Genomic DNA, 25,708 nt, shown 5'->3' on the forward strand with positions numbered 1-25,708 from the left:
GAAGCGCCTTGGTATCGTCGCGTTTGGTCGATCAGCGGGAGACGATCAGGCCCTTGCTGGTGATGACCACCCAACGGCCGTCCTGCTTCCGGATGGCGTCGACGCGGCCGAGACCCGGGACGGGATCGCCGGCATAAACCTCGTAGATGCCGCCGCGGCCCTCGATCAGTGCGCCGCCATTGCCGACGTCGCGCAGCGCCCAGCCGTCGACCACCGGCAGGCGGCCGACCTCGGGCCTCGGGGGGGCCGCAGGTGCTGCCGCGGCAGTCGCCGGCGGGACCGAACCGGTCACCTCGCGGGCCGGCATCGCAGCGGCGACGGTCGTCGGCGGGGCGCGGAGCTTGTCGACGGTCTCGCTGAGCTTGTTGAGCTTGGCAATCGGCTCGGCCTGGGCCTTCTCGACCTTCTCGATCCGGTCACTGGCCTTGCTGAACTGGGCCTGGCCGGCCTTGGCGGTCTGCTCCACATTGGCCTTGAGCGCGGCGATTTCGGATTCGATCCGGGCGAAGGAGGCATCCGCGACTTCCTTGGCGGCGGCGTCCTTTGCAGCATCCTGGGCAGCCACATCTCTGACGGAGGCAGCGGCGGGGGCGGCGAGATGGCCAAGCCCGGCGGTCGCGAGCGCGCCACCGATGGCTCCTGCCACGGTCGCCAGCGCAATTACGGCGGCCATGGCACCGAACCGGCGCGTGCCGGCCGGTTTGGCGGCCTGCTCGGCGCCCGGCTTGGAGGCGGATGCCTCGTGGTCCCAGGTCCGGTCACCGGGCGCCATGATCATCAGCTTGCCCGGGAAACGCGGCTCTTCACGCTTGCCGGTCTCGACCTTGGGCACGTCCATGTTGGTGGGCTCGATCTTCGCGTCGATCTTGGCCTCAATCATGGGATCGAGCCGGGACGGCTCAATCTTCGGGGATTCAACCTTCGCCGCGTCCATCCTGGGCGCGTCGGCCTTTGGCGACGTCTCTTCCTGCTCGGGCGCAAGCCTGACAGCCTCGACACCGGCCGCGGCCATCACGGGCTCGCTCTTCGCCGCCGTCTCGGCGCCGGCTTGACCGTTGACCGGCTCGCTCTGCTGCTCACTCACGTTCAAAGTCTCCAGACTGGGTTGACAATTCGGTAACTTTTATTGCTTGCGAAATGGTTACCCCGCTCCGCCATTACCTAAATTTTAGGGAGTTTTCCGGGCCGGATTTAGGCGATGTTGCCATGCGGCAATCTGCGTCAGCTCCGTTTGCGCGCGGCGGTTTCCCGATTAACATACCGGTGTCTTCCAGCCAGAAGGCAGGAGAGCGCCATGACGATCGAGAAATGCATCAATGAATTTGATGTCGATGACGTCATTTTTGAGGAAGGCTCGACCGGCCGCGAGCTGTTTGTCGTGCTCGACGGCACCGTCGACATCGCCAAGATCAATGGCGGAAACAAGACGGTCATCGTCAGCCTCGGCAAGGGCGAGTTCTTCGGCGAGATGGCCGTGATCGACGGCTCGGCGCGCTCCGCAACCGCGATCGCCTCCGCGCCCGCGACGCGGGTGATGCGGATCAACCACGCCCGCTTCGTCTATCTGGTCAGCCAGCAGCCGGCCTTCGCGCTGATGGTGATGGATGCGCTCTCGAAACGCCTGCGCGCGTCCAACGCCGTCACCTACCGGACGGCGGCCACCCCATGAGCGAGCGCAAGCCAAGCCCGTTCAAGACACTGTTCGAGGCCGACGTCGCCACGCTGATCCAGGCGGCCGACGACGTCTACCAGATCCGCTTCAAGAACCGCGCGGCGAATGCCTATCTCGTGCGCGGCAGCAAGCGGACCATCATGATCGACGTCGGGCTGTCGACCAACTATCCATCGCTGGTCGCCTGTCTGAACCATCTCGGCATCACGCCCGCGATGATCGACATGGTGGTGCTGAGCCACGAGCATCTTGATCATATCGGCGCGGCCTATCATTTCCACGGCAGCGCCTACATGGCGGCGCACCGGCTCGCCGCCAACAAGATCATGCTGCGCGACGACTTCTCGATGCTGCGCAAGATGTTCAACGAACCGAACGTGCCGATCGACATCGACATCTGGCTCGAGGAAGGCAATCTGATCGACCTCGGCAATTTCCGCCTCAACGTGATGTACACGCCGGGCCATACCTCGGCCTGCATCTCGCTGTTCGATCAGGACAAGGGGCTGTTGTTCGCCGCCGACACGCTGATGCCCGGCGGCGTGATGGGCGGCGTGTTCGGCTCCGGCTCGATCGCCGACTACATCCAGTCGCTGGAACGGCTGAAGGGCCTCAATTCGAAGATCCTGCTGTCGGGTCATGGCCGGCTGTCCGACACGCCGCAGGACGACGTGCGGATCGCGCTGCAACGCTCGCATGCCCTGCTCGAGGACACCGCGCAATTGTTCGACGCGCTCGACGCGCGCTCGAATTTTGAGCCGATCATGCAGTCGGTGCGTGACCTCAACAAGCTCGATGACTGACGCACGGACCCAGCCGAGGCGCCCGTTGTGGCCTGCCATGGCTTTGCATTAGGATCGGCGCGCAACGATAAGAATCACGGACTCGGCGATGCAAGCCGTTGCCGACAGCGGGGAGACGAAACGAATGCAGGTTGACACGATGGCGCAGATGCGCCGCCGGGTGGTGATCTCCTCCACGATCGGCAATGCGCTCGAATGGTTCGACTTCACTGTCTTTGGCCTGTTCGCCGGCATCCTGAGCAAGCTGTTCTTTCCGGCGGACAATCCGCATTCCTCGCTGCTGCTGACCTTTGCGACATTCGGGATCGCCTTTGCGGCCCGGCCATTGGGTGGCCTGGTGTTCGGGCTCTATTCCGACAAGCACGGCCGCAAGAAGGCGCTGGTCGTGATGATATCGCTGATGGCTGTCGGCACCGGCCTGCTCGGCCTGCTGCCGACCTACGGCGCGATCGGAATCGCGGCACCGCTGCTATTGCTGCTGGCGCGGCTGATCCAGGGCTTTTCCGCCGGCGGCGAGTTCGGCAGCGCCAGCGCGATGCTGATCGAATTCGCGCCGCCCGGCCGGCGCGGCTTCTACGGCTCGTTCCAGATGGTGTCGCAATCGCTGGCGTTTGGCCTCGGTGCCGCGATGGCGATCGGTCTCAATCTCGGCCTGTCGCCCGACGCCTTCGCGAGCTGGGGTTGGCGCGTGCCGTTCATCCTCGGCATTCTGATCGGGCCGACTGGATGGTACCTGCGCCAAAGGTGCGACGAGTCGCCCGAATTCCAGGCGTATCTCGCAGAGAGGGCCGCGACAGTGCGGCCGAGCAGGCAGACCACGCTCGGCCAGTTGTTCTCCGAACATCCGCGCGAGCTGATTGCCTCGTTCTGCCTGATCGCGGCTGGTACCGCTATCAACTATGTCAATGCGATCTTTCTGCCGACCTACGCGGTCGCCGAGCTGAAGTTGCCGATCCTGAATGCACAGCTCGGCCTGCTCGTCGTCAGCGTGATCAATGCGGCGGTGGCGGTGGCCTGCGGCGCGCTCTCCGACCGGATCGGTCGTCGCGCGGTGCTCGTTCCGGCGCTGATCGTCTACAGCCTGCTGTTCTATGTGATCTTGCAGCGGCTCGTCGCCGCCCCGACCACCGCGAACCTCTGGCAGTTGCAGATCGTCGCGGTCCTGCTCGGGGCCTTGGCCGGGCCGATGCCGGCCTTCATGACCGAGATATTTCCCGTCGGCGTGCGCTCGACCGGCGCATCGCTGATGTACAATCTCGCGGTGATGCTGTTCGGCGGGCTGGCGCCGTTCATCAACACCTGGCTGGTCCAGGTGACGGGCGACAAGGCTGCTCCCGTCTACTACATCCTGTTCGCCGCGGCAGTGGGTCTCGTGGGTCTGGCGGTCTATCGCGGGCGACCGTCCGTGCCGGAAATCGCACCTCAACCGGCGCAATGACGACAAGCAGACCGCGCGGTCGGCGCGCAATCGCTGCAACGACTGATGCCCGCGCGTGCGCGCCCGCACGTGCGGCGCTTCATTTGACAAATCCGCGCATGGCCTGTTCAACAACGGCAACGACAACGCTGAAGAACAGGGAGCGAGGACCATGAAGCTTTACGACTCGATCGGCCCCAATCCGCGCATCGTGCGCATGTTCATGGCTGAGAAGGGCATCGAGATCCCCAAGCAGGCCGTCGACCTGCGCAAGGGCGAGAACCGCGAGGAGGCACATCTGAAGCGCAATCCGCACGGCCAGATGCCGGCGCTCGAGCTCGACTGCGGCAACTACCTCTCGGAGATCACGGCGATCTGCGAGTATCTCGAGGAGAAGCACCCCTCGCCCGCCATGATCGGCAGCACGCCGGAAGAGCGCGCGGAGTGCCGGATGTGGACGCGCCGCGTCGATCTCAACATCGCCGAGCCGCTCGCCAACGGCTATCGCTTCGGCGAGGCGCTGAAATTCTTCGAGAAGCGCATTCCAGTCGCGCCCGAGGCCTCGCCCGGGCTGAAGATGATCGCCGCCAACCGCATCAAGTGGCTTGATAACCAGTTGGCCGACGGCCGCGACTACATCTGCGGCAAGCGCTTCACCCTCGCCGACATGCTGCTGTATTGCTGGCTCGATTTCGGCAACCAGGTCGGCCAGCCGCTGGACCGATCGAACGCCAACATCGTGGCTTGGTTCAATCGCGTGGGTGAGCGGCCGTCGGTGAAGGCGTAGGGGGTCTTCTTATTCTTATCCTCCCCTGGAGGGGGATGATCGGTTTGCATGAAGCGCAGCGCAATGCGAACCGAGGTGGGGTGATCTCTCCACCCGGGCAGCGTTCACGCGGAGAGACCTCACCCCACCTCGCCGCTCATTGCATTCGCGTCGATCCTCCCCCTCCAGGGGAGGATGAAGAGCACGGGACCAAATCGTTGGTCGCTCAAATCACCACCGGCTTGTCCGGCAGCTCGTTCGGGCCTCCGGCGACATGCGGGAAGTACCGCGCCAGCTCCCGCGACACCGCCTCGACGCCCTTGATCACGCCCTGCTCGAACCGGCCTGCCCGAAAGTCCGTTTCCATCGCGCGGCAAATCGCTTCCCAGCCGGCGCGGCCGACCTTCGCGTCAATGCCACGATCGGCGACGATCTCGACGTCGCGGTCGGCGAGCAAAAGATAAATCAGGACGCCATTGTTGTGATGGGTGTCCCAGATCCGCAAGTGCGCGAACACGTCGAGCGCCCGCTCCCGCGCGGGCTGATCGCGGAACAACGGCACGCCGTCGAGCGCCCCCTCGACGACGAAGCGGATCTGGCCGGAATGGGTGGCCTCGCCGGCCTTGATCGCCTGCTCGATCGCATCGAGCACGCGCGGCGGAAACTCACGCCGCACACGCCAGCGGTGTTCGAGCAGATGCTTGCCGATGCGCTTGATGCTCATATGCCTACCAGCTCCCCGAAGCGCCGCCGCCGCCGAAGCTGCCGCCTCCGCCGCTGAAGCCGCCGCTGTCGCTCGAGCTCGAGCCGCTGCTCCAGCCCCCACCGCCGGACCAGCCCCCGGAATAGCCGCCGCCGCGCCGGTATGGTCCCGAGCCGGCCGCCGGACCGCCAAAATTCAATCCGCCGAAGATCAGCGCCGCAACGGCAGCGAACAGCCCGACGACCAGGGCAGTGGCGAGCGAGCCGGCCACCATCCAGGCGAAGACGCCGACGATGCCGCCGGTTGCCGCCGAGCCCAGCAGACGCCCCAGCATCGCACGCAACACGCTCGCCGCGATGATGACGACAAAGATCGTCACCGGGTTGGCGAGATCGACGAGATTGGGACCCTGCCAATGCTCGGGCTCCGGCGACGGCAGGTGCTCGCCATTGATCAGGCGGATCATGCGGTCGATGCCGGCCGAAATGCCGCCGGCGAAATCGCCGGCCTTGAATTTCGGCGTGATGTCCTCGTCGATGATGCGGTGGGTGACGACGTCGCTCAGCACGCCTTCGAGGCCGTAGCCGACCTCGATCCGTAAATGCCGGTCGTCCTTGGCGACCACCAGCAGCGCGCCGTCATCGACCTTCTTGCGTCCGATCTTCCAGGCCTCGGCCACGCGGATCGAGAACTGCTCGATCGTTTCCTCAGCCGTAGTCGGCACGATCAGGACCGCGATCTGGCTGCCCTTGCGGGTCTCCAGATCCTTCAGCCTGTCGTTCAGCGACGCAACGTCACTCGCCGACAGCGTCCCGGTCTGATCGACGACGCGGCCGGTGAGTTGAGGCACCGCGACCTCGGCCCGCGCCGGGCACACGAAGCCCAGCAGGAAGGCGAGCAGGAAGACGCGGGCGGCTGTCATCGCGTTGGTGGGCACGCCGGCGCTATTTCGACGGCGCGGGCGCGGGCGCCGGATTGAAATCGACCTTCGGCGCGGTCGAAATCTCCTTCTCGTTCTCGACCGTGAAGTTGGGCTTCTCCTTGTAGCCGAACACCATCGCGGTCAGATTGTTCGGGAAGGTACGGATGCCGACATTATAGTCCTGCACTGCCTTGATATAGCGGTTGCGTGCCACGGTGATGCGGTTCTCGGTGCCCTCGAGCTGCGCCATCAGGTCGCGGAACAGCGCATCCGATTTCAGCTGCGGGTAGTTCTCCGTCACGACCAGGAGCCGCGACAGCGCGCTGGTCAGTTCACCCTGCGCCTGCGTGAACTTCTGGAACGCAGCCGGATCGTTGAGCACTTCGGGCGTCGCCTGGATGCTGCCGACCTTGGCGCGCGCGTTGGTGACACCGAGCAGCACGTCCTTCTCCTGCTGCGCAAAGCCCTTCACCGAATTGACGAGGTTCGGCACCAGATCGGCGCGCCGCTGGTACTGGTTCACCACCTCCGACCAGCTCGACTTGACCGTCTCGTCATTGGTCTGGATCGCGTTGTAGCCGCAGTTGGTCAGGCTCAATGTCGCCAGCGCTGCCAGCACGGTCCAAAGCTTGCGCATGAAGTTGTTCCTCCCGGTGGATTCTCGATCAGGGTAGCAGATTTTCGCGCGACAATCCCGCGTGGCGGGATTCGCGGGCGGTTTTGCCGATGATGGCCCTTGCCTATCCCTCCCCGCGCCGTTCATCATCCAAGAAAATCGATCCTGGGAGGATCCATTGGCGTCTGAACAATTCGAGACGATTGTCGTCGAACGGCCCGAGCCCGCGGTTGCGCGGATCGTGATGAACCGCCCTGAGGCGCGCAACGCCCAGAACCTGCAGATGACCTACGACCTCAATGCCGCCTTCGACCAGGCGGTGCAGGACGACGCGGTCAAGGTCATCGTCCTCGCCGGCAACGGCCCGCATTTCTCGGCCGGTCACGATCTCAGGCCGGCGGGCAAGAACCAGGCGGGCGTCGATTTCCCGCCAGTCGGAAATTGGGGCGGCTTCGCCGAACCCAACGCGCATGGGCGCTTCGCGCGCGAGCAGGAGATCTACCTGCAGATCACAAGGCGCTGGCGCAATCTGGCCAAGCCGACGATTGCGGAGGTGCATGGCAAGTGCATCGCCGGCGGGCTGATGCTGGCCTGGGCCTGCGATCTGATCGTCGCGAGCAGTGACGCCGAGTTCTGCGATCCCGTGGTGACGATGGGGGTCTGCGGCGTCGAGTGGTTCGTGCATCCCTGGGAACTCGGCGCGCGCAAGGCCAAGGAGATGCTGTTCACCGCCGACGTCTGGAGCGCCGGCGAGGCGCATCGCCTCGGCATGGTCAATCACGTGGTGCCGCGCGGCGATCTCTCCTCCTTCACGCTGGCGCTGGCGCGGCGGATCGCCGCCAAACCTGCCTTCGCGCTGAAGCTGTCCAAGGAGGCGGTCAACCGCTCGATCGACATCATGGGGCAGCCTGCTGCGATCGATCAGGCCTTCGCGCTGCATCAGCTCTGCCACGCGCACAATCTGCAGGAATTCGGAATGGTGGTGGACCCCGCGGGTCTGCATCCCTCCGTCAGAAAAACCGCCAACGTGAAGTAGACCAGATGGACCTTACTCTCAGCGACGAGCAGCGCCTGCTGCGCGAAAGTGCCGACCGCTTCGTGGCGGAGACTTTTACATCAGAGCATCGCAAGAAGGCGGCGAACGATCCGCTGGGCTATTCGCCCGCGATCTGGAAACAGTTCGCCGAGCTCGGCTGGCTGGCGCTGCCGATCGCCGAAGCCCATGGCGGGCTCGGCGGCGGCGCGATCGAGATCGGGCTCTTGATGGAGGCATTCGGCCGCGGCCTGGTGTCCGAGCCATTCCTCTCCACCGTCGTGATTGGTGCTGCGCTGGTCGCCGAATGCGGCACCGAGGCGCAGCAGCAGGCGATCCTGCCCAAGGTCGCCGAGGGCGCGCTCACGCTCGCCTTCGCGCATTCGGAGCGCGCCGCACGGTTCGATCTCGGCCATGTCGACACGACGGCGACGAAAACGGCCGACGGCTGGCTTTTGAGCGGCAGCAAGATCGCGGTGCTCGACGGCGCATCGGCCAACCAGATCATCGTCTCCGCCCGCGTTGCCAATGCCAACGGCGCATCCGGCAAGCTTGGCCTGTTCCTGGTGCCGGATGGCACACCCGGCCTCACCTTGCGCGACTATGCACGGCTCGGTGGCGGGCGCGGCTGCAACCTCGATCTCAGGGATGTGCAACTGCCTGCCGATGCGCTGCTCGGCGACGGCAGCGATGCGCTGCCTGCGATCGAAACCGTGGTCGACCGCGCGATGGCCGCGCTCAGCGCCGAGGCGGTCGGCATCATGCAGACGCTGCTCGACACCACGCTCGAATACACCAAAATTCGAAAACAGTTCGGCCGGCCGCTGTCAGCCAATCAGGTGATCCGCCACCGCCTCGCCGATGTGGCGATGCAGGTCGACGAGGCGCGCTCGATGGCACTGCGCGCTGCACTGATGGCCAATGCCGAGCCGGTGGCCCGCGGCCGCGCGGCGTCCGGCGCCAAGGCGAAGATCGGCAAATGCGCGCGCTTCGTCGCAGAGCAAGCGGTGCAGCTGCACGGCGCCATGGGCGTCACCGAGGAGCTCGACATCGGCGCCTATTTCAAGCGGCTGCTCGCCTTCGACACGCTGTTCGGCGGCAGCGCCCATCATTATCGCCGCCACGCCGCCTTGAGCGGCCGCGCCCACGCGTAAACGGAGAGCGCACCATGGATCTCACCTTCAGTGCCGAGGAACGCGCCTTCGAAAAGGAAGTCCGCGACTTCATTGCCGAGAGCCTGACGCCGGAAATGAAGCGCGCCACCGCGCTGACGCCGTCGGTGTTCTCCGACCCCGACATCGGGATGGCCTGGCAGCGCGCGCTGCACAAGAAGGGCTGGGGCGCGCCGGGCTGGCCGGTGGAGCATGGCGGGCCGGACTGGACGCCGGCGCAGCGCTGGATCTTCGAGGCCGAATGTGCCCGCGCCGGCGTGCCGAATGTCAACGTGATGGGCGTCAAGATGGTCGGCCCCGTCATCATCGGCTTCGGCTCACCCGAGCAGAAGAACTTTTACCTGCCGCGAATCCTCTCCGGCGAGGACTATTGGTGCCAGGGCTATTCCGAACCGGGTTCGGGCTCCGATCTTTCGTCGCTGAAGACCCGCGCGGTGCGCGATGGCGACGATTACATCATCAACGGCACCAAGATCTGGACCACGCATGCGCATCACGCCAACTGCATGTTCGCGCTGGTGCGCACCAATGAGGGCGAGCGGCAGCAGGACGGCATCAGCTTCATCCTGATCGACATGAAGACCCCGGGCATCACCACGCGCCCGATCCTGACCATCGGTGGCGATCACGAGGTCAACCAGGTGTTCTTCGACGACGTTCGCGTGCCCGTCGCCAACCGGGTCGGCGAGGAAGGCAAGGGCTGGACCTACGGCAAATACCTGCTCGAATTCGAGCGCGGCTCCGGCATCGCGTCGGCCAAGCTGCGCGAGGCGTTGAAGACGATCTCCGATCTCGCCGGCTCCGAGGTCACCGGCCACGCCATCGAGGACCCCGACATCGCCATGCGGATGTCGGAGGTCGAGGTCGATATCGATGCGCTCGAGATGACCGAGCTGCGGGTGCTGTCGGCGCTGCAGACCGGGCAGAATCCCGGCGCGGTGTCGTCGCTGATCAAGCTCAGGGTCAGCGAGATCCGCCAGGCCGTGACGCGGCTCGGCGTCGACGTGATCGGCCAGGACGGCCTTGCCGTCGAGCCGGCGCGGCCGTTCTACCGGCTCAACCACGAGCCGGCGATCCCGGAAGAGCTGTTGCCGGTGGTGCCGGAATATCTCAACGGGCGCGCCTACACGATCTTCGGCGGTTCGTCCGAGATCCAGCGCGACATCATCGCGAAGATGGTGCTGGGGTTGTAGCGCGCGCCGGGACGCGCTCGGCTTCCCGTCACCCTCCCCTGGAGAGAGGTGACGGGAAGCAACTCCTCGCCGAGTGCGCGCCGCCAAAATATCGAAAACAACCCCATGCAAAGGAGCTGGCGGCTGCCGGCGTTCGACCAGGCAACTTGACACGTCGGGCAAATCAGGGATACATTTCCAATACTCCGAAATCGTGCAAGCACCGCCTAGTAAGCGCCCCTCGCCCTAGGGGGCGACGCTGGCGGGCTACGCCCCCGCCTTCGCGTCCCTTATCGCCTGCCAGATCTTCACCGGCGTCAGCGGCGTGTTCAGCTGCGTGATCCCGATCTCGCTCAGCGCATCCATCACGCCGTTGGTGATGCAGGGCGGGCCGCCGATCGCGCCCGACTCGCCGCAGCCCTTGGCGCCCAGCGGATTGGTCTTGCAGGGCGCGGAGGGATCGAGCGTCACGGTGATCGGCGGAATGTCCGAGGCGCGCGGGATGCAATAGTCCTGATAGCTTGCGGTCAGAAGCTGACCTTCCTCGCTGTAGGCCACGCCTTCGTACAAGGCCTGGCCGATGCCCTGGACAACGCCGCCATGCACCTGCCCCGTCACCAGCATCGGATTGACCGCAACGCCGACGTCGTCGACCGTGGTGTAGCGCACCACCCGCGTGACGCCGGTCTCGGGATCGATCTCGACCTCGCAGATGTGGGTGCCGTTCGGCCAGCTCGGCCCGTCGACATTGCCCTCGCTCTCGACCGAGAGCTTGGCGCCGCTTTCCTTAGCCGCGATCTCGAACAGGCTGATGCGCCTGTCGGTGCCGACCACGGTGAGGAAGCCGTCGCGATACTCGATGTCCCCGACGGAGGCTTCCAGCAGGTTGGAGGCCTTGTCGCGCGCCTTGTTGATCATGTCATTGGCGGAGACCGCTACCGCGGTGCCGCCGACGAACAGCGAGCGCGAGCCGACGCTGCCGAAACCGGTGGCGAGATCGGTGTCGCCCTGGATGACGTCGATCTTGTCCATGCTGATGCCAAGCGTATCGGCGATCATCTGGGTGTAGGTGGTGGCAAGGCCCTGGCCCATCGCCATGGTGCCGGAATGCAGGACGACGCGGCCTTCGGCGGTCGCATGCAGCGAGACGTTTTCGGTGTGGGCGCGGCCGCCGGTCCATTCGATGTAGCTGGTCAGGCCACGGCCGTAGAGCAGGCCCTTCTTCTTCGCCGCCTTCTTGCGCGCGGCAAAGCCGTTCCAGTCGGCCAAGTCAGACGCGCGCTCCAGCATGTGGGCGAAGGCGCCGGAGTCGTACACCTGCCCGACCGCGTTGGTGTAGGGCAGCTGCGCCGGCTTGATGTAGTTGACCTTGCGGATGGTGCGCGGGTCCATGCCGATCTGGCGCGCTGCGGCATCGAACAGCCGTTCGACGATGAACACCGCCTCGGGCCTGCCGGCGCCGCGATAGGCGCCGACCGGCGCGGTGTTGGTCATCACCGACTTCACCTCGAAATGCACCAGCGGCAGATCGTAGACGCCGGTCTGCACGAACGGGCCGAGCACCAGCGGAATGATGTTGGCGGTGCCCGACGAGTAGGCTCCGGTGCCGCCGATCGAACGCACGCGGTAAGCCAGCACGCGGCCTTTGGCGTCGAGCGCGAACTCGCCGGTCGACGTGAGGTCGCGGCCATGGGTGCCGCCGACGAACTCGTCGGTGCGGTCGCCGCGCCAGCGGATCTTCTCATTCAGCTTGGTCGCTGCATAGGCGACGATGCCGTCTTCGGGATAGAGGCTGGTCTTCTGGCCGAAGCCGCCGCCGATATCGCCGACCAGCACGCGCACGCTGTCCTTCGGCCGCTTCAGGATGGATTCCGCCAGGAGATCACGGGTCGAGCCCGGGGTCTGCGACTGCACATGGAGAATCAGCCGGCCGGTCTTCTTCTCGATCTCGGCAATGGTCGAACGCGGCTCCATCGCCGACGGCACCAGGCGCTGGCTGACCAGATCGAGCGACACCTTGTGCGCGGCGCTGGCGAAGGCCGCCTCGACCTTGGCGGCGTCGCCATAGCTCATCGCGGCCACGATGTTGTCGGGCGCCTCAGGCCAAACCGCCGGCGCGCCTGATTTGATCGCCTCGACCGGATCGACCACCGAGGGCAGCACCTCGTAATCGATCTCGATCGCTTCGGCCGCGGTCTGCGCCAGCAGCCGTGAGGTCGCGACCACAGCCGCAACACCCTCGCCGGCATAGCGCACCACTTCGTGCGCCAGCAGGCGCCGCGGCGGCACGGTCATCGGCGAGCCATCGGGGCGCTTGAAGATCGCAAGCGTCGGCAGCGTGCCGATATCGTCCTTCACGAGGTCCGCGCCGGTATAGACGGCCTTGACGCCGGGCATCTCGAGTGCCGCCTTGGCGTCGATCGACTTGATGTTGGCATGGGCATGCGGCGAGCGCAGCACGTGCAGCCAGAGCGCGCCGTCCTGCGGCTTGTCGTCGATGAAATGCCCCTTCCCGGTGAGCAGCCGCTGGTCTTCCAGACGCTTGACCGGCTGGCCCGCACCAAAACGCATATTGCCGGGAAGAATGTTCATCGGAGGGTCCTTGATTTCAGAAATTTCGGCGGGTTTTAGCGGATTTTCGGCGCGAGACAACACGCCCAAGAAGGACGACGCAATGCGCCTTATGCAACGCGCAAGCCAGGTTCAGTTGAGATCGCGCAACGCGGCCTCGACCACCTTGCGCTGCTCGGCGGTGAGCGGCGCCTGCGGCGGCACGGGGTCGCCGACATCGTAGCCCTGGCTCGAAAGCCCGGCCTTGATGCAGGCGGCGAGGTTGAAGCGGGCGAACGCCTCGTTGATGCGCCAGAGCTTGCGCTGCAGGCCCATCGCCTCGTCCCAGCGGGCGCGGCGGCAGAGATTGTAGAGCTCGACGCTCTGCCGCGGGATGATGCAGGCAGGTCCCGCCATCCAGCCATGGCCGCCGATCAGCATCACCGCGGCCGGAATATGGGCGGAGGCCGAGAACACTTTCAGGCTGTCGCCGCAGCGGTTCATGATCGACAGCAGCCGGCCGGTGTTGGTCGAGGCGTCCTTGATGTAGCCGATGCGCGGATGCTGGGCGAGGCGCGCGATGACGTCGAGCGTGAGGTCGGAGCGCTGGAAATTCGGATTGGTGTAGATCACGACCGGAATGTCGACGGCGTCGGCGATGGCGCGAAAATAGGATTCCACCTGGGCGTCACTGAGCGGAAAATACGCCTCCAAGATCGCGAGAATGCCGGCAGCGCCGCGCTTTTGATAGGCCTTGGCCTGCGCCACCGCATCCGCCGTCGAGGTCGAGGCGACGCCGGCCACCACCGGCACGTGGCCCTGCGCGGCCTCGATCGTGGTCGCCACCACCTGCATGCGCTGCGCATTGTTGAGATAGGCGAACTCGCCGGTCGAGCCGAGCGGCGTCAGCCCGTGGACGCCGGCCTTGATCAGATCGTCGCAGAGCCGGCTCAGCACCTCGGTGCGGACATGGCCGGCGGGATCGATCGGGGACACCAGATAGGGAAAGACGCCGTGGAAATCAGCCATTTGCGAGCCTCGTTGACGGCGAGACATAATCGGGATCGTGCGCAAAGGGAAGCGGCTCGCCCCCGCGCAGGGCGCCGAGCACCGCTGCAAAGTCGGTGACCGCACGGAAACCGAGCAGGCGGTCGGCCTTGCTCGCGTCGTAGATCCGGCCGATCGATTTCGGCAAATGCCAGCCTCGGCGCGCGAACAGCGCCGGTGCATCGGGGAAAATGCGCGCGATCACGCCGGCCGCGTCGGTCTTCAGGTCAGCGACATCGCTGCGCGCAAACGGCGTCGGCGCACTGATCACGAACACCTCGAAGCCGCGGATCTTTTCGAGCGCCACGACATGGGCATCGGCGGCATCCTCGACCGTCAGGCGGCGGTACAGCAGCTCGGTCGCCTTCAGGTTCTCGCCATGGATGTCGCGGATCGTATCGTCGTCTTCGGGGAAGAAGCGGCTGGTGCGCAGCACCGCGCAGTTCAGCCCATGCTCCCGACTATACAGCCGGCACAGACCTTCGGCGGCGAGTTTTGTAACCCCGTAGATGTTGCGCGGCTCGAGCGGCCCTGTCGTCTCGTCGAGCCACACCGCCGCGTGGCCTTCCTCGTCGCGGATCGCTTGCGAGATCATCAGCGACGTCGTCGAGGTGAAGATGAAGCGGTCATGGCCGGCGGCGGCGGCCGCCTGCAGCAGATTGAGCGTACCTGACACGTTGACGTCGACAAAGGCCTGCGGCGCGAACCGCGCGATGTCGGGCTTGTGCAGCGCGCCGCCATGGATCACGGCCTCGATGCCGTGATCGCCGAACACCCGATCGACCACCGACCGGTCGGCCACGGAGCCGACCACATCGGTCGCCTCGCCCGCAACGACGTCGAGGCCAGTCACGTCATGGCCGGCCTGTCGAAGCCGCGGCGCAAGGAAGCGGCCGAGCCAGCCGGAGGAGCCGGTCAACAATACGCGCATGAATTCCGCCCGGCCCCGCGCTCTCAGAACTCCTTGGCGATCGCGGCCTGCGCGTCGCCCTGGATCTGTTTCAGATGATCCGGCCCGCGGAAGCTCTCGGCGTAGATCTTGTAGACATCCTCGGTGCCGGAAGGACGCGCGGCGAACCAGCCGGCCTCGCTCTCGACCTTGATGCCGCCGAACGGCTGATCGTTGCCCGGCGCCTTGGTCCTGACCGCGCGCACGGGATCGCCGGCGAGCTCGGTCATGTTGAGCTGCTCGGGCCCGAGCGCCTTCAGCGCGTTCTTCTGCTTCGGCGTCGCCGCGACATCGATGCGCTCGTAATAGGGAACGCCGAGCTCGGCGGTCAGCTCCTTGAACAACTCGCTCGGATCACGACCGGTTTTGGCGATGATCTCCGCCGCCAGCAGGCCAAGGATGATGCCGTCCTTGTCCGTGGTCCATACCGAGCCGTCACGCTTCAGGAACGACGCGCCGGCGCTCTCCTCACCGGCAAAGCCGAAGCCGCCGCTGCCGAGCCCTTCGACGAACCATTTGAAGCCGACCGGCGTCTCGACCAGCTTCCGGCCGAGCTTCTTCGCCACTCGATCGATGATGGAGCTCGACACGATGGTCTTGCCGATCGCGGCGTCCTTGCTCCATTGCGGCCGGTGCGCGAACAGATAGGCGATCGCGGTGGCGAGGAAGTGGTTCGGGTTCATCAACCCGTTCGAGCGCGTCACGATGCCATGGCGGTCGGCATCGGTATCGTTGGCAAAGGCGACGTCGAACCGGTCGCGCATCCCGATCAGGCTTGCCATCGCGTAAGGCGACGAGCAGTCCATCCGGATCTTGCCGTCCCAATCCGCGGTCATGAAGCGGAAGGTCGGATCGACTGCATTGTTGACGACTGACGCGTTGATGCCGTAGCGCGCGATGATCGGCTGCCAGTAATGCACCGCCGCGCCGCCGAGCGGATCGATGCCGATCTTGACGCCGGCGGACTTGATCAGCGCGAGGTCGACCGTGTTGCCGAGATCGACGACGTAGGGCGTGATGTAGTCGTGCAGATGCGTGGTCGCAGCCTTGCGCGCGCGATCAAACGGCATCCGCGCGACGCCCTTGAGGCCGGCCTCGATGTAACGGTTGGCGTTCTTCTCGACCACGGCCGTGACATCGGTGTCAGCCGGGCCGCCATGCGGCGGATTGTATTTGTAGCCGCCGTCCTCCGGCGGATTGTGTGACGGCGTGATGACGACGCCGTCGGCAAGGCCCGAGCTGCGGCCCTTGTTGTAGCTCAGGATCGCGTGCGAGATCACCGGCGTCGGGGTGTAGCCGCCCTGCGCGTCGATCATGATCTCGACGCCGTTCGCCGCAAACACCTCCACCGCGCTGGCCAATGCCGGCTCGGCCAGCGCATGGGTATCGATGCCGATGAACAGCGGGCCGGTGAGCCCCTTCTCGCGCCGGTAGTCGCAGATCGCCTGCGTGGTGGCGAGGATGTGGTCCTCGTTGAAGGAATTCTTCAGCGACGAGCCGCGGTGGCCCGAGGTGCCGAAAGCAACCCGCTGGCTGGGATCGCCGGCGTCGGGCTTGCCGGCAAAATAGGCCGTGACCAGCCGCGGCACATTGGCAAGCGCGGCGGGATCGATCGGTTTGCCGGCGGCAGGATTTGGTGCAGTCACGTGACCTCTCAGATCTGGTATCGCCGACCATCAGCACAACGAGTGATACTCATTGCGTAACATCCTGGCGTGCTACCATGGCGGCTTACGTTCAATCAAGCCGCGGGCTTTTCGTTCCGTGCCGTCAGCGGCAATCCGCTATTCGACGTCGATCTGCTGCACCCTCTCGCGCAGCTCGTCGACCAGCACCCGCTTGTTCTCGGTATAGTCGATCGGCACCACCACGAGGTGCACGCCGCCGCCGGAGAAGGCGCGCTCCAGGGTCGGGACGATCGCCTCCGTGCTCTCGATCCGCGAACCCTTGGCGCCGTAGCTTTCGGCATATTTGACGAAATCCGGATTGCCGAAGGTGAGGCCGAAATCCGGGAAGTTGTCGACCGCCTGCTTCCAGCGGATCATGCCATAGGCAGAATCCTCCAGGATCAGGATCACCAGATTGAGCTTGAGGCGGACCGCGGTCTCCATCTCCTGCGAGTTCATCATGAAGCCGCCGTCGCCACAGACCGCGAGCACGCGGGCCTTCGGATACAGCATCGCCGCCATCATCGCCGACGGCAGGCCGGCGCCCATGGTGGCGAGCGCGTTGTCGAGCAGCAGCGAGTTCGCAAGCAGCGTGCGGTAGTTGCGCGCGAACCAGATCTTGTACATGCCGTTGTCGAGCGCGACGATGCCGTCCTCGGGAATAACCTGCCGCACATCGTGCACGATGCGCTGCGGCGTCGGCGGCCAGCGGCCTTCGGTGGCGCGATCGGTGATCCTCGCCAGAATTCCCTCGCGCAGGCTGAGCAGCGCGCTGGCAGACGGCAGCTTTCCCGCGACCCGGTCGGCCAGCAGTTCGAGGCTCGGCCCGACGTCGCCGATCACCTCGCATTGCGGGAAGTAGACCTGCTCGACATTCGCCGCCGTGTAGCTGACATGGATCACCTGCGGCCCCTTCGGGCCCATGATGAAGGGCGGCTTCTCGATCGTGTCGTGACCGATCGCGATGATCAGGTCGGCGCGGTCGATCGCCTCATGCACATAGTCGCGCTCGCTCAGCGCGGCAGTTCCCATGTATTGATTGGTGCCGCCGGACACCGTGCCCTTGCCCATCTGGGTGGTGAAGAACGGAATCTTGGTGCGCCGCACGAAGTCGCCGATCCCCGCGGTACTACGCGGCCGTGATGCCGCAGCACCGAGCATGATCAGCGGACGCTGCGCCTTCAGGATCATGTCGGCGGCGCGGTCGAGCGCGGCCGCATGCGCGATCGGAATTTCGATCGGATGCGGCGGCACGATCTCGACCGGCGCGATCTCCTCGCGCGCGATATCCTCCGGCAGTTCGAGCAGCACCGGCCCCGGCCGTTCCTGCGTCGCGATCCGGAAGGCGTCGCGCACCAGCGTCGGAATGGTCGCGCCGCTGACGATCTGCAGCGACAGCTTGGTCAGCGGACGGAATGTGTTGACGATGTCGACGATCTGGAACTTGGCCTGCCGGCTGCTCAAGATGCCCTTCTGGCCCGTGAGCATCACCATCGGCATCGCGCCGAGCAGCGCATAGGCAGCACCCGTGGTGAGGTTCAGCGCGCCCGGACCGAGCGTCGTCATGCAGACACCGGGCTTTCCGGTCAGGCGGCCATAGGTCGCTGCCATGAACGCCGCGGCCTGCTCGTGGCGGGTCACGATCAGCTTGATCGAGGATTTGCGCAGGCTCTCGACGACGTCGAGATTCTCCTCGCCGGGAACGCCGAACACCCGTTCCACGCCCTCATTCTCGAGGGCCGCGACCAGCAAATCGGAACCTTTGACCATGTCAGCCTCGCATCGTTGATTGCATGCCGCGCACGGAGCATAGCCGCATCGCGCGCCGCCGGAAACTCTCTTGCGATCTCACGGCTTGTGCGCCCTGATCCAGGCGTCGGCGGCGGGGAGCACACGCGCGGCGAGATCGGCCGAGATCGCGATCGCCTGCAAGGAGCGCGCCACCGTCACCCGCCCGCCGCTGGTGGATTGCGACGGGGCGAACGCGGCCAGCTCCGCCGCGTGGGCCTGATCGGTAAAATGGATCATGAAGTTCGGCACGAACTGGTCGCGGAAGCTCGGTCCCTGCTTCGCCAGCAACGTCTCGAAATTCGCCTGAACGAAGTCCCAGGCAAGCTGCGGCTGCTCGCCTGCGGATGCAACCGCGTTGATCATCCCGGTGACGATCGTGTCGGGCAATTCGTCGGTCAGCGTCAACGCCAGCGTCGCGCGCGCCAGCTCCGTATCGCGGGCGCTGGCCGCGGCGAAATAATAGCGCAGCCGCTCATTGGTCGCCGTGCTGGTGCGCGCGAGCGCCAGCAGTTGGTCATAGGTTGCCCGATCGGCCGTGATGCCGACGACATGAGTGACCGCGTCGCGCAGCGTGGTCGGCAGCGAGTTGGGATCATCGCGGAACGCCGCAAAGCGCCGCTTCGCCTCGGCGACGATTGCCGCGTCGCCGAGGTCGCCAAGCGTCGAGATCAGGCTCGCGCGCAGCAGCGCGATGTCATCGTCGCCCGAGCCTCCGCCATCCCATCCGATCCGGTCGAACACCGGGCGCAGCTTGGCGCGGGCATAGGCCTGAATCACCGGCCGCTCGCTGCGGTCGCGCGACAGGCGGTTGAGCGCAGCAAATGTCGAGATCACCTGATCCCACACCGCGCGGTGATCGCCGGCATCGAGCGCGTCGAGCAGCGCGAGATAGGATGGCGCTTCAGTGCGGCCGGCCTGCACCAACGCCCAGCTGTCGGTGACGACGTTGAGCCGATCAGCGACCTGCATTTGCGGAAATGCGTTGAGCAATGCCGCGCGGTTCTTCGGGCCGTATTCGACCCTGAAGTAACCGATGTCGCCGAGATTGACCTTGATCGCATCGCCGCAAGCGCCGGCGGGGATATCGGCACTGCCCTTCAACAGTATCTCGTCAAACGGCCTGCCCTGCACCGGCCCGACCGCAACCGGGATCTGCCAGCTGTGGGCCGGCAGCGGCAGATCGTTGGCCGGCGCGATCACGAAACGGTCCTGCCGCAACGTCAGGCGTTGCGCGGCACCATCGCAGGCCGTCTCGGCCATGATCAGCGGCACGCCATCCTGCTCGGTGAAGGAGGCGGCGATGCCGGTGATCGCCTTGCCGCCGGACGTCTCGAGCGCCTGCCAGAGATCGGCGGTGGTGGAATTGCTGTAGGCATGCGCGGCCATGTATTTGCGGATGCCGTCGCGGAACGCCTGCTCACCGAGATAGGTCTCGAGCATGCGGATCAGCGCCTGGCCCTTGTTATAGGTGATGGCATCGAACGCCGTGACCGCTTCGCTGTGGTCGGCGATCGGCTGCTGCACCGGGTGCGAGGTGCGGCGCGCGTCGAGCACCATGGCGAACTGCTTCGCACTGTTGCCGTTCAGCCAGCTCTGCCATTGCGGATAGAACTGCTCCGAGGCCTTGGTCGCCATCCAGCTGGCAAAGCCCTCGTTGAGCCAGAGATTGTCCCACCACGCCATGGTGACGAGATCGCCGAACCACATATGCGCCATCTCGTGCGCGATGATGGCGAAGATGCCGCGCTTGGCGGTCTCCGCATTGGTCGCGGGATCGAACAGCAGCCGGCTCTCGAAGAAGGTGATGCCGCCCCAGTTCTCCATCGCGCCGCCGAACCCGCCGGGAACGGCGATCAAATCGAGCTTCGGCAGCGGATATTTCACGCCGAAATAGTCGTTGTAATAGGCGAGCAGCTTCACTGCGCTGTCGAGCGCGAACCGGCCCTGCCCGCTTTTGCCCTCCGTCGTCACCACGCCGATGGTGACGCCGCCGGCATCCGCGGTCACACGTTCAAGCTCACCGATTGTAAGCTCAAAGAGATAGCTCGACATCTTCGGTGTCGGCGCGAACACGACCTTCTTGAGATCGCCGCCGACAGGTTCCTCGCTCGCAACCGGCATGTTGCCGACCGCGAGCAGGTTGCGCGGGATCACGACGGTCAGCGCGAAGCTCGCCTTGAATGCCGGTTCGTCCCAGCACGGGAAGATCCGCCTCGCATCGGCAGGCTCCAGCTTGCTGGAGATCAGCCGCTTGATTCCGCTCGGGGTCGGGTAATCGACCGAGAACAGGCCGGTGCCGAATTTGTTGATCTGCGCCGAGAAGGCGATGCGGAGCTTGTGCCGGCCCGCCGCAAGCGGCCTGGCGAAGGTCAGCGTCGCGGTTTGCGCGGTGGCGTCGGTCGTCACCTCCGCGCGTTGCGCGCCGTCATCGATCGCAGCCTCGGCAAACGTCGTGTTGATCGCGTTCAGCGTCAGTTGCGCAGTCGGCTCGCGCACCTCGATGTCGACGGTTTCCACACCCGGCAGCGCCAGGCTGGTGATATCGGGCGTCAGCTCGATCGCGTAGCTCAACGGGACGACCGTCTTCGGCAGCTTCCCGGGTGTGCCGTCGAACGAAAATGTCTGCTCGGCCTGCGCGCCTGCGGCCGTCGCCAGCAGCAAGCAGATTGCCGTGGCAAGACGACGCAGCAGCGCGGTTCGGACATGGGCAGAAGGCTTGTTCATCGCGCAGCTCACCGGGATCTCGGAATTTCGGATGTCATTGCGGAAGGACGTAGCAGGCAATCTAGTAGAGAACATGTCGCCATAAAACTGACAACTCCGCGACATCGGACATCGCAACGGTTCGCATCGATTGGTGCGCCGCTCGCTGCGGCGCCTCGGGCACTCGGCCCTTGTTGCTCAACGGCGGGATGGAGGGCTAACTTGTAGCTGGCATTCCAGCCGCGGCATCCGGCCACGGGAGACAATAATGTTCGGTAAGTTCTCGCGCCGGCAGTTTGCGGGCCTTGCAGGCCTCTCGGCGCTCGGCCTGTCGGCCCCGGCTCAGGCCGCAAACCACGCTCCGCGGCCTGACGGCGCGAACTTTCCGGCCGGCTTCGTCTGGGGCACCGCGACCTCGTCCTACCAGGTCGAGGGCGCGGTCAATGAGGATGGCCGCGGCCCGTCGATCTGGGACACATTCACCCACACATCGGGCAAGATCGAGGACGGCTCGACCGGCGATCGCGCCAACGACCACTATCACCGCTACAAGGACGATGTCCGCCTCATCAAGGAGCTCGGCGCGAGGGCCTATCGCTTCTCGATCGCCTGGCCGCGGGTGTTTCCCGACGGCACCGGCACACCGAATCCGAAGGGCCTCGACTTCTACAACCGCCTGGTCGACGAGCTGCTCGCCAACGGCATCGAGCCCTACGCCACGCTCTATCACTGGGACCTGCCGCAGGCGTTGCAGGACCGCGTCGGCGGCTGGCGCTCGCGCGACACGTCGAAGGCGTTCGGCGACTACGCCGGCTACGTGGCGCAACGGCTGACCGACCGGGTCAAGAACATCTTCACCCTCAACGAGGTCGGGCGTTTCCTCCCGTTCGGCTATGCGCTCGGCGTCGACGCGCCGGGGCTGAAGCTGCCGCCGGCCGAGGTGAACCAGGCGCGCCACCATGTCGCGCTGGCGCATGGCCTCGCGGTGCAGGCGATCCGCGCCAAGGGCCGCCCCGGCACGCGGGTCGGCCCCGCCGAAAACATCACCGCCTGCGTGCCCGCGGTCAACACGCCGGAGAACATCCGCGCCACCGAGATCGCGACGCGCGAGCTCAATGCAGGTTTCCTCGGCGTCCTTCTCGAAGGCAAGTACACCGAAGGCTTCCTGCAATATGCCGGCGCCGATGCGCCCAAATTCACCGCCGAGGAGCTGAAGATCATCGCGCAGCCCAACGATTTCGTCGGGCTCAACATCTACGCGCCGCACTGCTATGTCCTCGCCACCGACCAAGCCCCCGGCTGGAAGCCGCTGCCGATGCCGGGCTCCTTCCCGCACATGAGTTCGGATTGGCTGCGCATCGCGCCGGAGACGATCTACTGGGCACCGCGGATTGCCGCCAAGCTCTGGAACATCAAGAGCATCTATATCAGCGAGAACGGCACGTCCGGCGAGGACAAGGTGCAGCCGGACGGGCAAATCTACGACCTCGACCGCATCATGTTCCTGCGCAACTACCTCGCCCAATTGCAGCGCGCGACCGCCGACGGTGTTCCGGTCCACGGCTATTTCCTGTGGAGCCTGATGGACAATTTCGAGTGGATCTTCGGCTACGGGAAGCGCTTCGGCCTCTATCGCGTCGATTTCGAGACCCAGGCGCGCGTGCCGAAACTGAGCGCGGCGTTCTATCGCGATGTGATCGCACGCAACGCCATCGGCGTGTGATCTATCCGGTCTGCGGCCGTGCGCCCGACCACGCGCGCCGGAGCAGATCGCTGATGCCGCGCTCCTCGATCGGCCGCGGATTCCAGTAAGGGTTTTTGGTGGCGAGTGCGGCCGCCTTTGCGATGCCGTCTTCGGGCATGCCGATCTCGGCGAGCGAACGCGGCGCGCCGAGCCTTGCCGACAGATCGAACAGGCCGTCGGCCGCATCAGCAACCCCGAGCGCCCGCGCGGCGCGGCCGATCGCATCGCGCGCGGCCGGCGTGTTGTAGGCGATGGTATGCGGCAGCAGCACCGCATGGGTCTCGGCATGCGGCAGGTCGAACAGCGCGCCGACGGCGTGGCAGAGCTTGTGGTGCAGCGCCATGCCGACGGTGCCGAGACAGACCGCGCACAGCCATGCGCCGTAGAGGGCATCCGAGCGCGCATCGAGATCGCGCGGCCGCGCGATCACGTCCGGCAGCGATGTCGCGAGTTTTGCAATCGCCTCTTCCGCCATCAGCGAGGTGATCGGATTGCCGTCCCGCGCATACAGCGCCTCCGCCGCATGCGCGATCGCGTTGAGGCCTGATATCGCGGAGAACTTTGCCGGCATCGAGAGGGTCAGGTTGACATCGTAGATCGCGGCTTCGGGCAATATCGCGGGCGAGGATTGCGTGGTCTTGACGCCGTCCACGGTTTCGCCGAGCACCGGCGTCATCTCGGAGCCGGCATAGCTGGTGGGGACGATCAGCTGCGGCAGGTCGGTGCGCAGCGCAATCGCCTTGCTCAAGCCGGTCGCGGCGCCGGCGCCGATCGCAACCACGCCGTCGGGCTTCAACTCGCCGACCATCTGCATCGCGCGTTCGGTGACTGCGACCGGCGTGTGCACCACCGCGCCGTCGAACGCGCCAGCCATGCGGCCGCCGGTCAAGCCTCGGAGATCGCCGAGCTCGGCCTGCTGCCGCCGGCTCGCCAGCACCAGCGCACGGCTGATGCCGAGCCGGCCGAGTTCGTCCGCCAGCTGCGCGACGGTGCCGACCCCGAACACGACCCGCATCGGGCTAACCTGGTAGGTGAATGATTGCGCCATGGCGATTTCCAGAACGGTTGGTCAGCCGCGGCGCCAGTCGCGCGGCGTGCAGCCGAAGCGATGCCTGAAGCGCCGCGTGAAATGCGACAGGTCGGAGAAGCCCCAGTCGAACGCGATGTCGCCGATCGCGCGCCCGGCGGTCGCGGGATCCTTCAGGTCGCGCGCCGCACCGTCGAGGCGGCGGTCCATCACGTAGCTCGCGAATGTCGTCCCGGCGCGCTCGAACAGTTTGTGGACGTAGCGCTCGCTGATGCCGATCGCGGCGGCGATGGCGGCAACAGCGAGCCCGGGCTCGCGTAGCCTGCGGTCGACGGCGCGGCGCAATGCGAGCCAGGTTGCATCGGCAAGACCCGCGCTCTCGGCAACGCCCGCGCGACCGGACCGCGACAGGCTGAGCGCGACCAGGTCGAGCAGCACGCCGAACAGCCGGGCATTGTCCGTATCGGACGCCCGGAGCGCCGAATTGTTCAGCACTTGTGCCGTCTCGGCGATGAGATGGCCGACGAAGGGATCGTCGGAGACCCGCGCCGGTGCGACCTCCGGCGCCGACGGCAGCCGTTCATCGAGCGCCTCGGCCGGCACCCAGAACGAGGCGACCTGCAGCGCGGGGCCGCGGTCGTGCAGCAGCGAGAAGCGCTGTCCGCTGTCGAAGATGCCAACCTGTCCCGGCGACAGGCTGATCTCGCGTCCGGCCTGCTGGATACGGCAGCGGCCGGCCAGCTTGAGATTGAGATAGTAGCAGCGCCGGCTGGACGCGGCGATGTCGGCAGCCGAGCGCCGCACGACATGCTCCGGGAAACTGACCCGGTTGACCGCGCCGTCGCCGAGCCCAACGGTCTCGACCCGCGCGACGAAGCCCGGCGTCGCCGGCGGCTCCGGCGTCAGGTTCATGAAGGCCTGGCAGATCGCCTCGCGATAATAGGCGAACTGCTCGCCCGGCCGCGTGTCCGCGGTATTCCAGCTCAGCCTGCGGGAGCGATCCGCGGCGGCGATTTGCTGCATCAGTTCACTCCGAGCCCAGTCCGGTTCGGTTACAGCCAAGCGCGTTCCGTGGCCCCGGGTCAATATCCATCAGGAACCGCATGACGTCGGCGCGTATCCCCGGCCGTCCGAACCGCGCAATCGATCTGACCAAACCACACAGGAAGGTACAACATGTCGACCTATGTTCTCGTCCATGGCGCCTGGCATACCGGCGCCGAGTTCGAGCCGGTTGCGGCTGCCATCCGCAAGGCCGGCCACGTCGTCCACACCCCGACCATCAAGGGCAACCGCCCCGGCGACCGCAAGGACTCCGGCCTTGCCGAGGCCATCCAGTCGATCGTGGATTACCTCGCCGAGCACAATCTGAATGACATCGTGCTGGTCGGCCACAGCTATGGCGGCATGGTCATCACGGGTGTTGCCGATGCCGCCGCCGATCGCATCCGCCGGCTGGTGTACTGGAATGCGTTCGTGCCGAACCATGGCGAGAGCCTCAACGACATGGTGCCGCCGCACTATGTCGGCCTGTTCGATGCCATCCATGCCGAGCGCGGCGACGGCTCGGTGGTGCTGCCGTTCCCGATCTGGCGCGAGGCCTTCATCAACGACGCCGATCTCGATACGGCGCAGCGGGCCTATGACAGGCTCAACCCGCATCCGCTCAAGACCTTCCAGGACAAGATCGCGCTGCGCAGCAATCCGGCCGAGATGCCGATCGCAAAATCCTACGTCAACTGCACCGAGGATACGGCAATGCCGCACGGCCTGCCCTGGCACCCGCGGCTGTCGGAGAAGCTCGGGCTGTTCCGCCTGGTCCAGGTGCCGGGCAGCCATGAGCTGTGCTTCTCGAATCCGGAGCGCCTGGCGCAAGCCTTCCTCGACGCCGGCCGCGACTGATCGGTTGTTTGAGCATGATCTTTTCGGAAAACCGCTTCGCACTTTTCCGGAT

General features: G+C 65.8%; 21 protein-coding genes. 9 read left to right on the forward strand and 12 right to left on the reverse strand.

What is annotated here, in order from left to right; genetic code table 11:
- Positions 1 to 31: 31 nt before the first annotated feature.
- On the reverse strand, positions 32 to 1,090 hold the full coding sequence (locus AC066Y_RS30805; protein ID WP_478277145.1) for a hypothetical protein: 1,059 nt from the start codon (positions 1,088 to 1,090) through the stop codon (positions 32 to 34).
- Between the two features lie 204 nt (positions 1,091 to 1,294).
- On the opposite strand from AC066Y_RS30805, the gene AC066Y_RS30810 reads away from it, so the two are divergent.
- The 4 genes from AC066Y_RS30810 (at position 1,295) to AC066Y_RS30825 (ending at position 4,679) form a co-directional block, all read left to right on the forward strand.
- The gene (locus AC066Y_RS30810) at positions 1,295 to 1,669 is read left to right on the forward strand and encodes a Crp/Fnr family transcriptional regulator (protein ID WP_478277146.1); all 375 of its coding nucleotides are present in this window, start codon (positions 1,295 to 1,297) and stop codon (positions 1,667 to 1,669) included.
- Entirely contained in the window at positions 1,666 to 2,475 is an 810-nt protein-coding gene (locus AC066Y_RS30815; protein ID WP_456718623.1) for an MBL fold metallo-hydrolase, read from the forward strand. Before AC066Y_RS30810 ends, AC066Y_RS30815 begins: the two co-directional genes overlap by 4 nt.
- Positions 2,476 to 2,599: 124 nt before the next feature.
- A complete protein-coding gene (locus tag AC066Y_RS30820) occupies positions 2,600 to 3,913 on the forward strand; it encodes an MFS transporter (RefSeq protein WP_478277147.1) in 1,314 nt (437 codons plus the stop codon).
- 151 nt (positions 3,914 to 4,064) lie between these two features.
- A complete protein-coding gene (locus AC066Y_RS30825; RefSeq protein WP_478277148.1) occupies positions 4,065 to 4,679 on the forward strand; it encodes a glutathione S-transferase family protein in 615 nt (204 codons plus the stop codon).
- Between the two features lie 205 nt (positions 4,680 to 4,884).
- On the opposite strand, the gene AC066Y_RS30830 is transcribed toward AC066Y_RS30825, so the two are convergent.
- Genes AC066Y_RS30830 through AC066Y_RS30840 form a run of 3 tightly spaced genes read right to left on the reverse strand, consistent with a single transcriptional unit; the run spans position 4,885 to position 6,920 of the window.
- Positions 4,885 to 5,382, reverse strand: a complete 498-nt coding sequence (locus AC066Y_RS30830) for a TPM domain-containing protein (protein ID WP_478277149.1) — start codon at positions 5,380 to 5,382, stop codon at positions 4,885 to 4,887.
- 4 nt (positions 5,383 to 5,386) lie between these two features.
- Complete coding sequence (locus tag AC066Y_RS30835; protein WP_478277190.1) at positions 5,387 to 6,283, reverse strand: TPM domain-containing protein; 897 nt, start codon at positions 6,281 to 6,283, stop codon at positions 5,387 to 5,389.
- A gap of 22 nt (positions 6,284 to 6,305) precedes the next feature.
- Positions 6,306 to 6,920 (reverse strand): LemA family protein, encoded by a 615-nt coding sequence (locus AC066Y_RS30840; protein ID WP_375776764.1) that lies wholly within the window; start codon positions 6,918 to 6,920, stop codon positions 6,306 to 6,308.
- A gap of 157 nt (positions 6,921 to 7,077) precedes the next feature.
- On the opposite strand from AC066Y_RS30840, the gene AC066Y_RS30845 reads away from it, so the two are divergent.
- From AC066Y_RS30845 to AC066Y_RS30855, 3 genes are read left to right on the forward strand one after another with little or no spacing between them, the layout of a single operon-like run.
- Positions 7,078 to 7,935 (forward strand): enoyl-CoA hydratase, encoded by an 858-nt coding sequence (locus AC066Y_RS30845; RefSeq protein ID WP_478277150.1) that lies wholly within the window; start codon positions 7,078 to 7,080, stop codon positions 7,933 to 7,935.
- A 5-nt stretch (positions 7,936 to 7,940) separates the two neighbouring features.
- Positions 7,941 to 9,086, forward strand: a complete 1,146-nt coding sequence (locus AC066Y_RS30850; protein WP_478277151.1) for an acyl-CoA dehydrogenase family protein — start codon at positions 7,941 to 7,943, stop codon at positions 9,084 to 9,086.
- A gap of 14 nt (positions 9,087 to 9,100) precedes the next feature.
- Positions 9,101 to 10,297 carry an acyl-CoA dehydrogenase family protein gene (locus tag AC066Y_RS30855; RefSeq protein WP_478277152.1) on the forward strand — a complete coding sequence of 399 codons (1,197 nt, stop codon included), beginning with the start codon at positions 9,101 to 9,103 and terminating at the stop codon, positions 10,295 to 10,297.
- A 246-nt stretch (positions 10,298 to 10,543) separates the two neighbouring features.
- On the opposite strand, the gene AC066Y_RS30860 is transcribed toward AC066Y_RS30855, so the two are convergent.
- The 6 genes from AC066Y_RS30860 to AC066Y_RS30885 all read right to left on the reverse strand — a co-directional run bounded on the left by AC066Y_RS30860 (position 10,544) and on the right by AC066Y_RS30885 (position 21,109).
- Positions 10,544 to 12,868 (reverse strand): xanthine dehydrogenase family protein molybdopterin-binding subunit, encoded by a 2,325-nt coding sequence (locus AC066Y_RS30860; protein WP_478277153.1) that lies wholly within the window; start codon positions 12,866 to 12,868, stop codon positions 10,544 to 10,546.
- 111 nt (positions 12,869 to 12,979) lie between these two features.
- Positions 12,980 to 13,855, reverse strand: coding sequence for a dihydrodipicolinate synthase family protein (locus AC066Y_RS30865; RefSeq protein ID WP_478277154.1), 876 nt, complete (start codon positions 13,853 to 13,855; stop codon positions 12,980 to 12,982).
- A complete protein-coding gene (locus AC066Y_RS30870) occupies positions 13,848 to 14,804 on the reverse strand; it encodes an NAD-dependent epimerase/dehydratase family protein (RefSeq protein WP_478277155.1) in 957 nt (318 codons plus the stop codon). Before AC066Y_RS30870 ends, AC066Y_RS30865 begins: the two co-directional genes overlap by 8 nt.
- A 23-nt stretch (positions 14,805 to 14,827) precedes the next feature.
- Positions 14,828 to 16,468 (reverse strand): phosphoglucomutase (alpha-D-glucose-1,6-bisphosphate-dependent), encoded by a 1,641-nt coding sequence (gene pgm, locus AC066Y_RS30875; RefSeq protein WP_478277156.1) that lies wholly within the window; start codon positions 16,466 to 16,468, stop codon positions 14,828 to 14,830.
- Between the two features lie 138 nt (positions 16,469 to 16,606).
- On the reverse strand, positions 16,607 to 18,259 hold the full coding sequence (locus AC066Y_RS30880) for an acetolactate synthase large subunit (RefSeq protein WP_478277157.1): 1,653 nt from the start codon (positions 18,257 to 18,259) through the stop codon (positions 16,607 to 16,609).
- 78 nt (positions 18,260 to 18,337) lie between these two features.
- Positions 18,338 to 21,109, reverse strand: a complete 2,772-nt coding sequence (locus AC066Y_RS30885; RefSeq protein WP_478277158.1) for a M1 family metallopeptidase — start codon at positions 21,107 to 21,109, stop codon at positions 18,338 to 18,340.
- A 142-nt stretch (positions 21,110 to 21,251) separates the two neighbouring features.
- Between AC066Y_RS30885 and AC066Y_RS30890 the strand changes: the two genes are divergently transcribed.
- Positions 21,252 to 22,706, forward strand: coding sequence for a GH1 family beta-glucosidase (locus AC066Y_RS30890; protein ID WP_478277159.1), 1,455 nt, complete (start codon positions 21,252 to 21,254; stop codon positions 22,704 to 22,706).
- A 1-nt stretch (position 22,707) separates the two neighbouring features.
- On the opposite strand, the gene AC066Y_RS30895 is transcribed toward AC066Y_RS30890, so the two are convergent.
- Both AC066Y_RS30895 and AC066Y_RS30900 read right to left on the reverse strand, forming a co-directional pair.
- Entirely contained in the window at positions 22,708 to 23,775 is a 1,068-nt protein-coding gene (locus AC066Y_RS30895) for a maleylacetate reductase (protein ID WP_478277160.1), read from the reverse strand.
- Positions 23,776 to 23,796: 21 nt separating this feature from the next.
- A complete protein-coding gene (locus AC066Y_RS30900; protein ID WP_478277161.1) occupies positions 23,797 to 24,777 on the reverse strand; it encodes a helix-turn-helix domain-containing protein in 981 nt (326 codons plus the stop codon).
- A 153-nt stretch (positions 24,778 to 24,930) separates the two neighbouring features.
- On the opposite strand from AC066Y_RS30900, the gene AC066Y_RS30905 reads away from it, so the two are divergent.
- Positions 24,931 to 25,656, forward strand: coding sequence for an alpha/beta hydrolase (locus AC066Y_RS30905; RefSeq protein ID WP_478277162.1), 726 nt, complete (start codon positions 24,931 to 24,933; stop codon positions 25,654 to 25,656).
- Positions 25,657 to 25,708: the final 52 nt, after the last annotated feature.

The organism is Bradyrhizobium sp. USDA3010 (assembly GCF_056429065.1).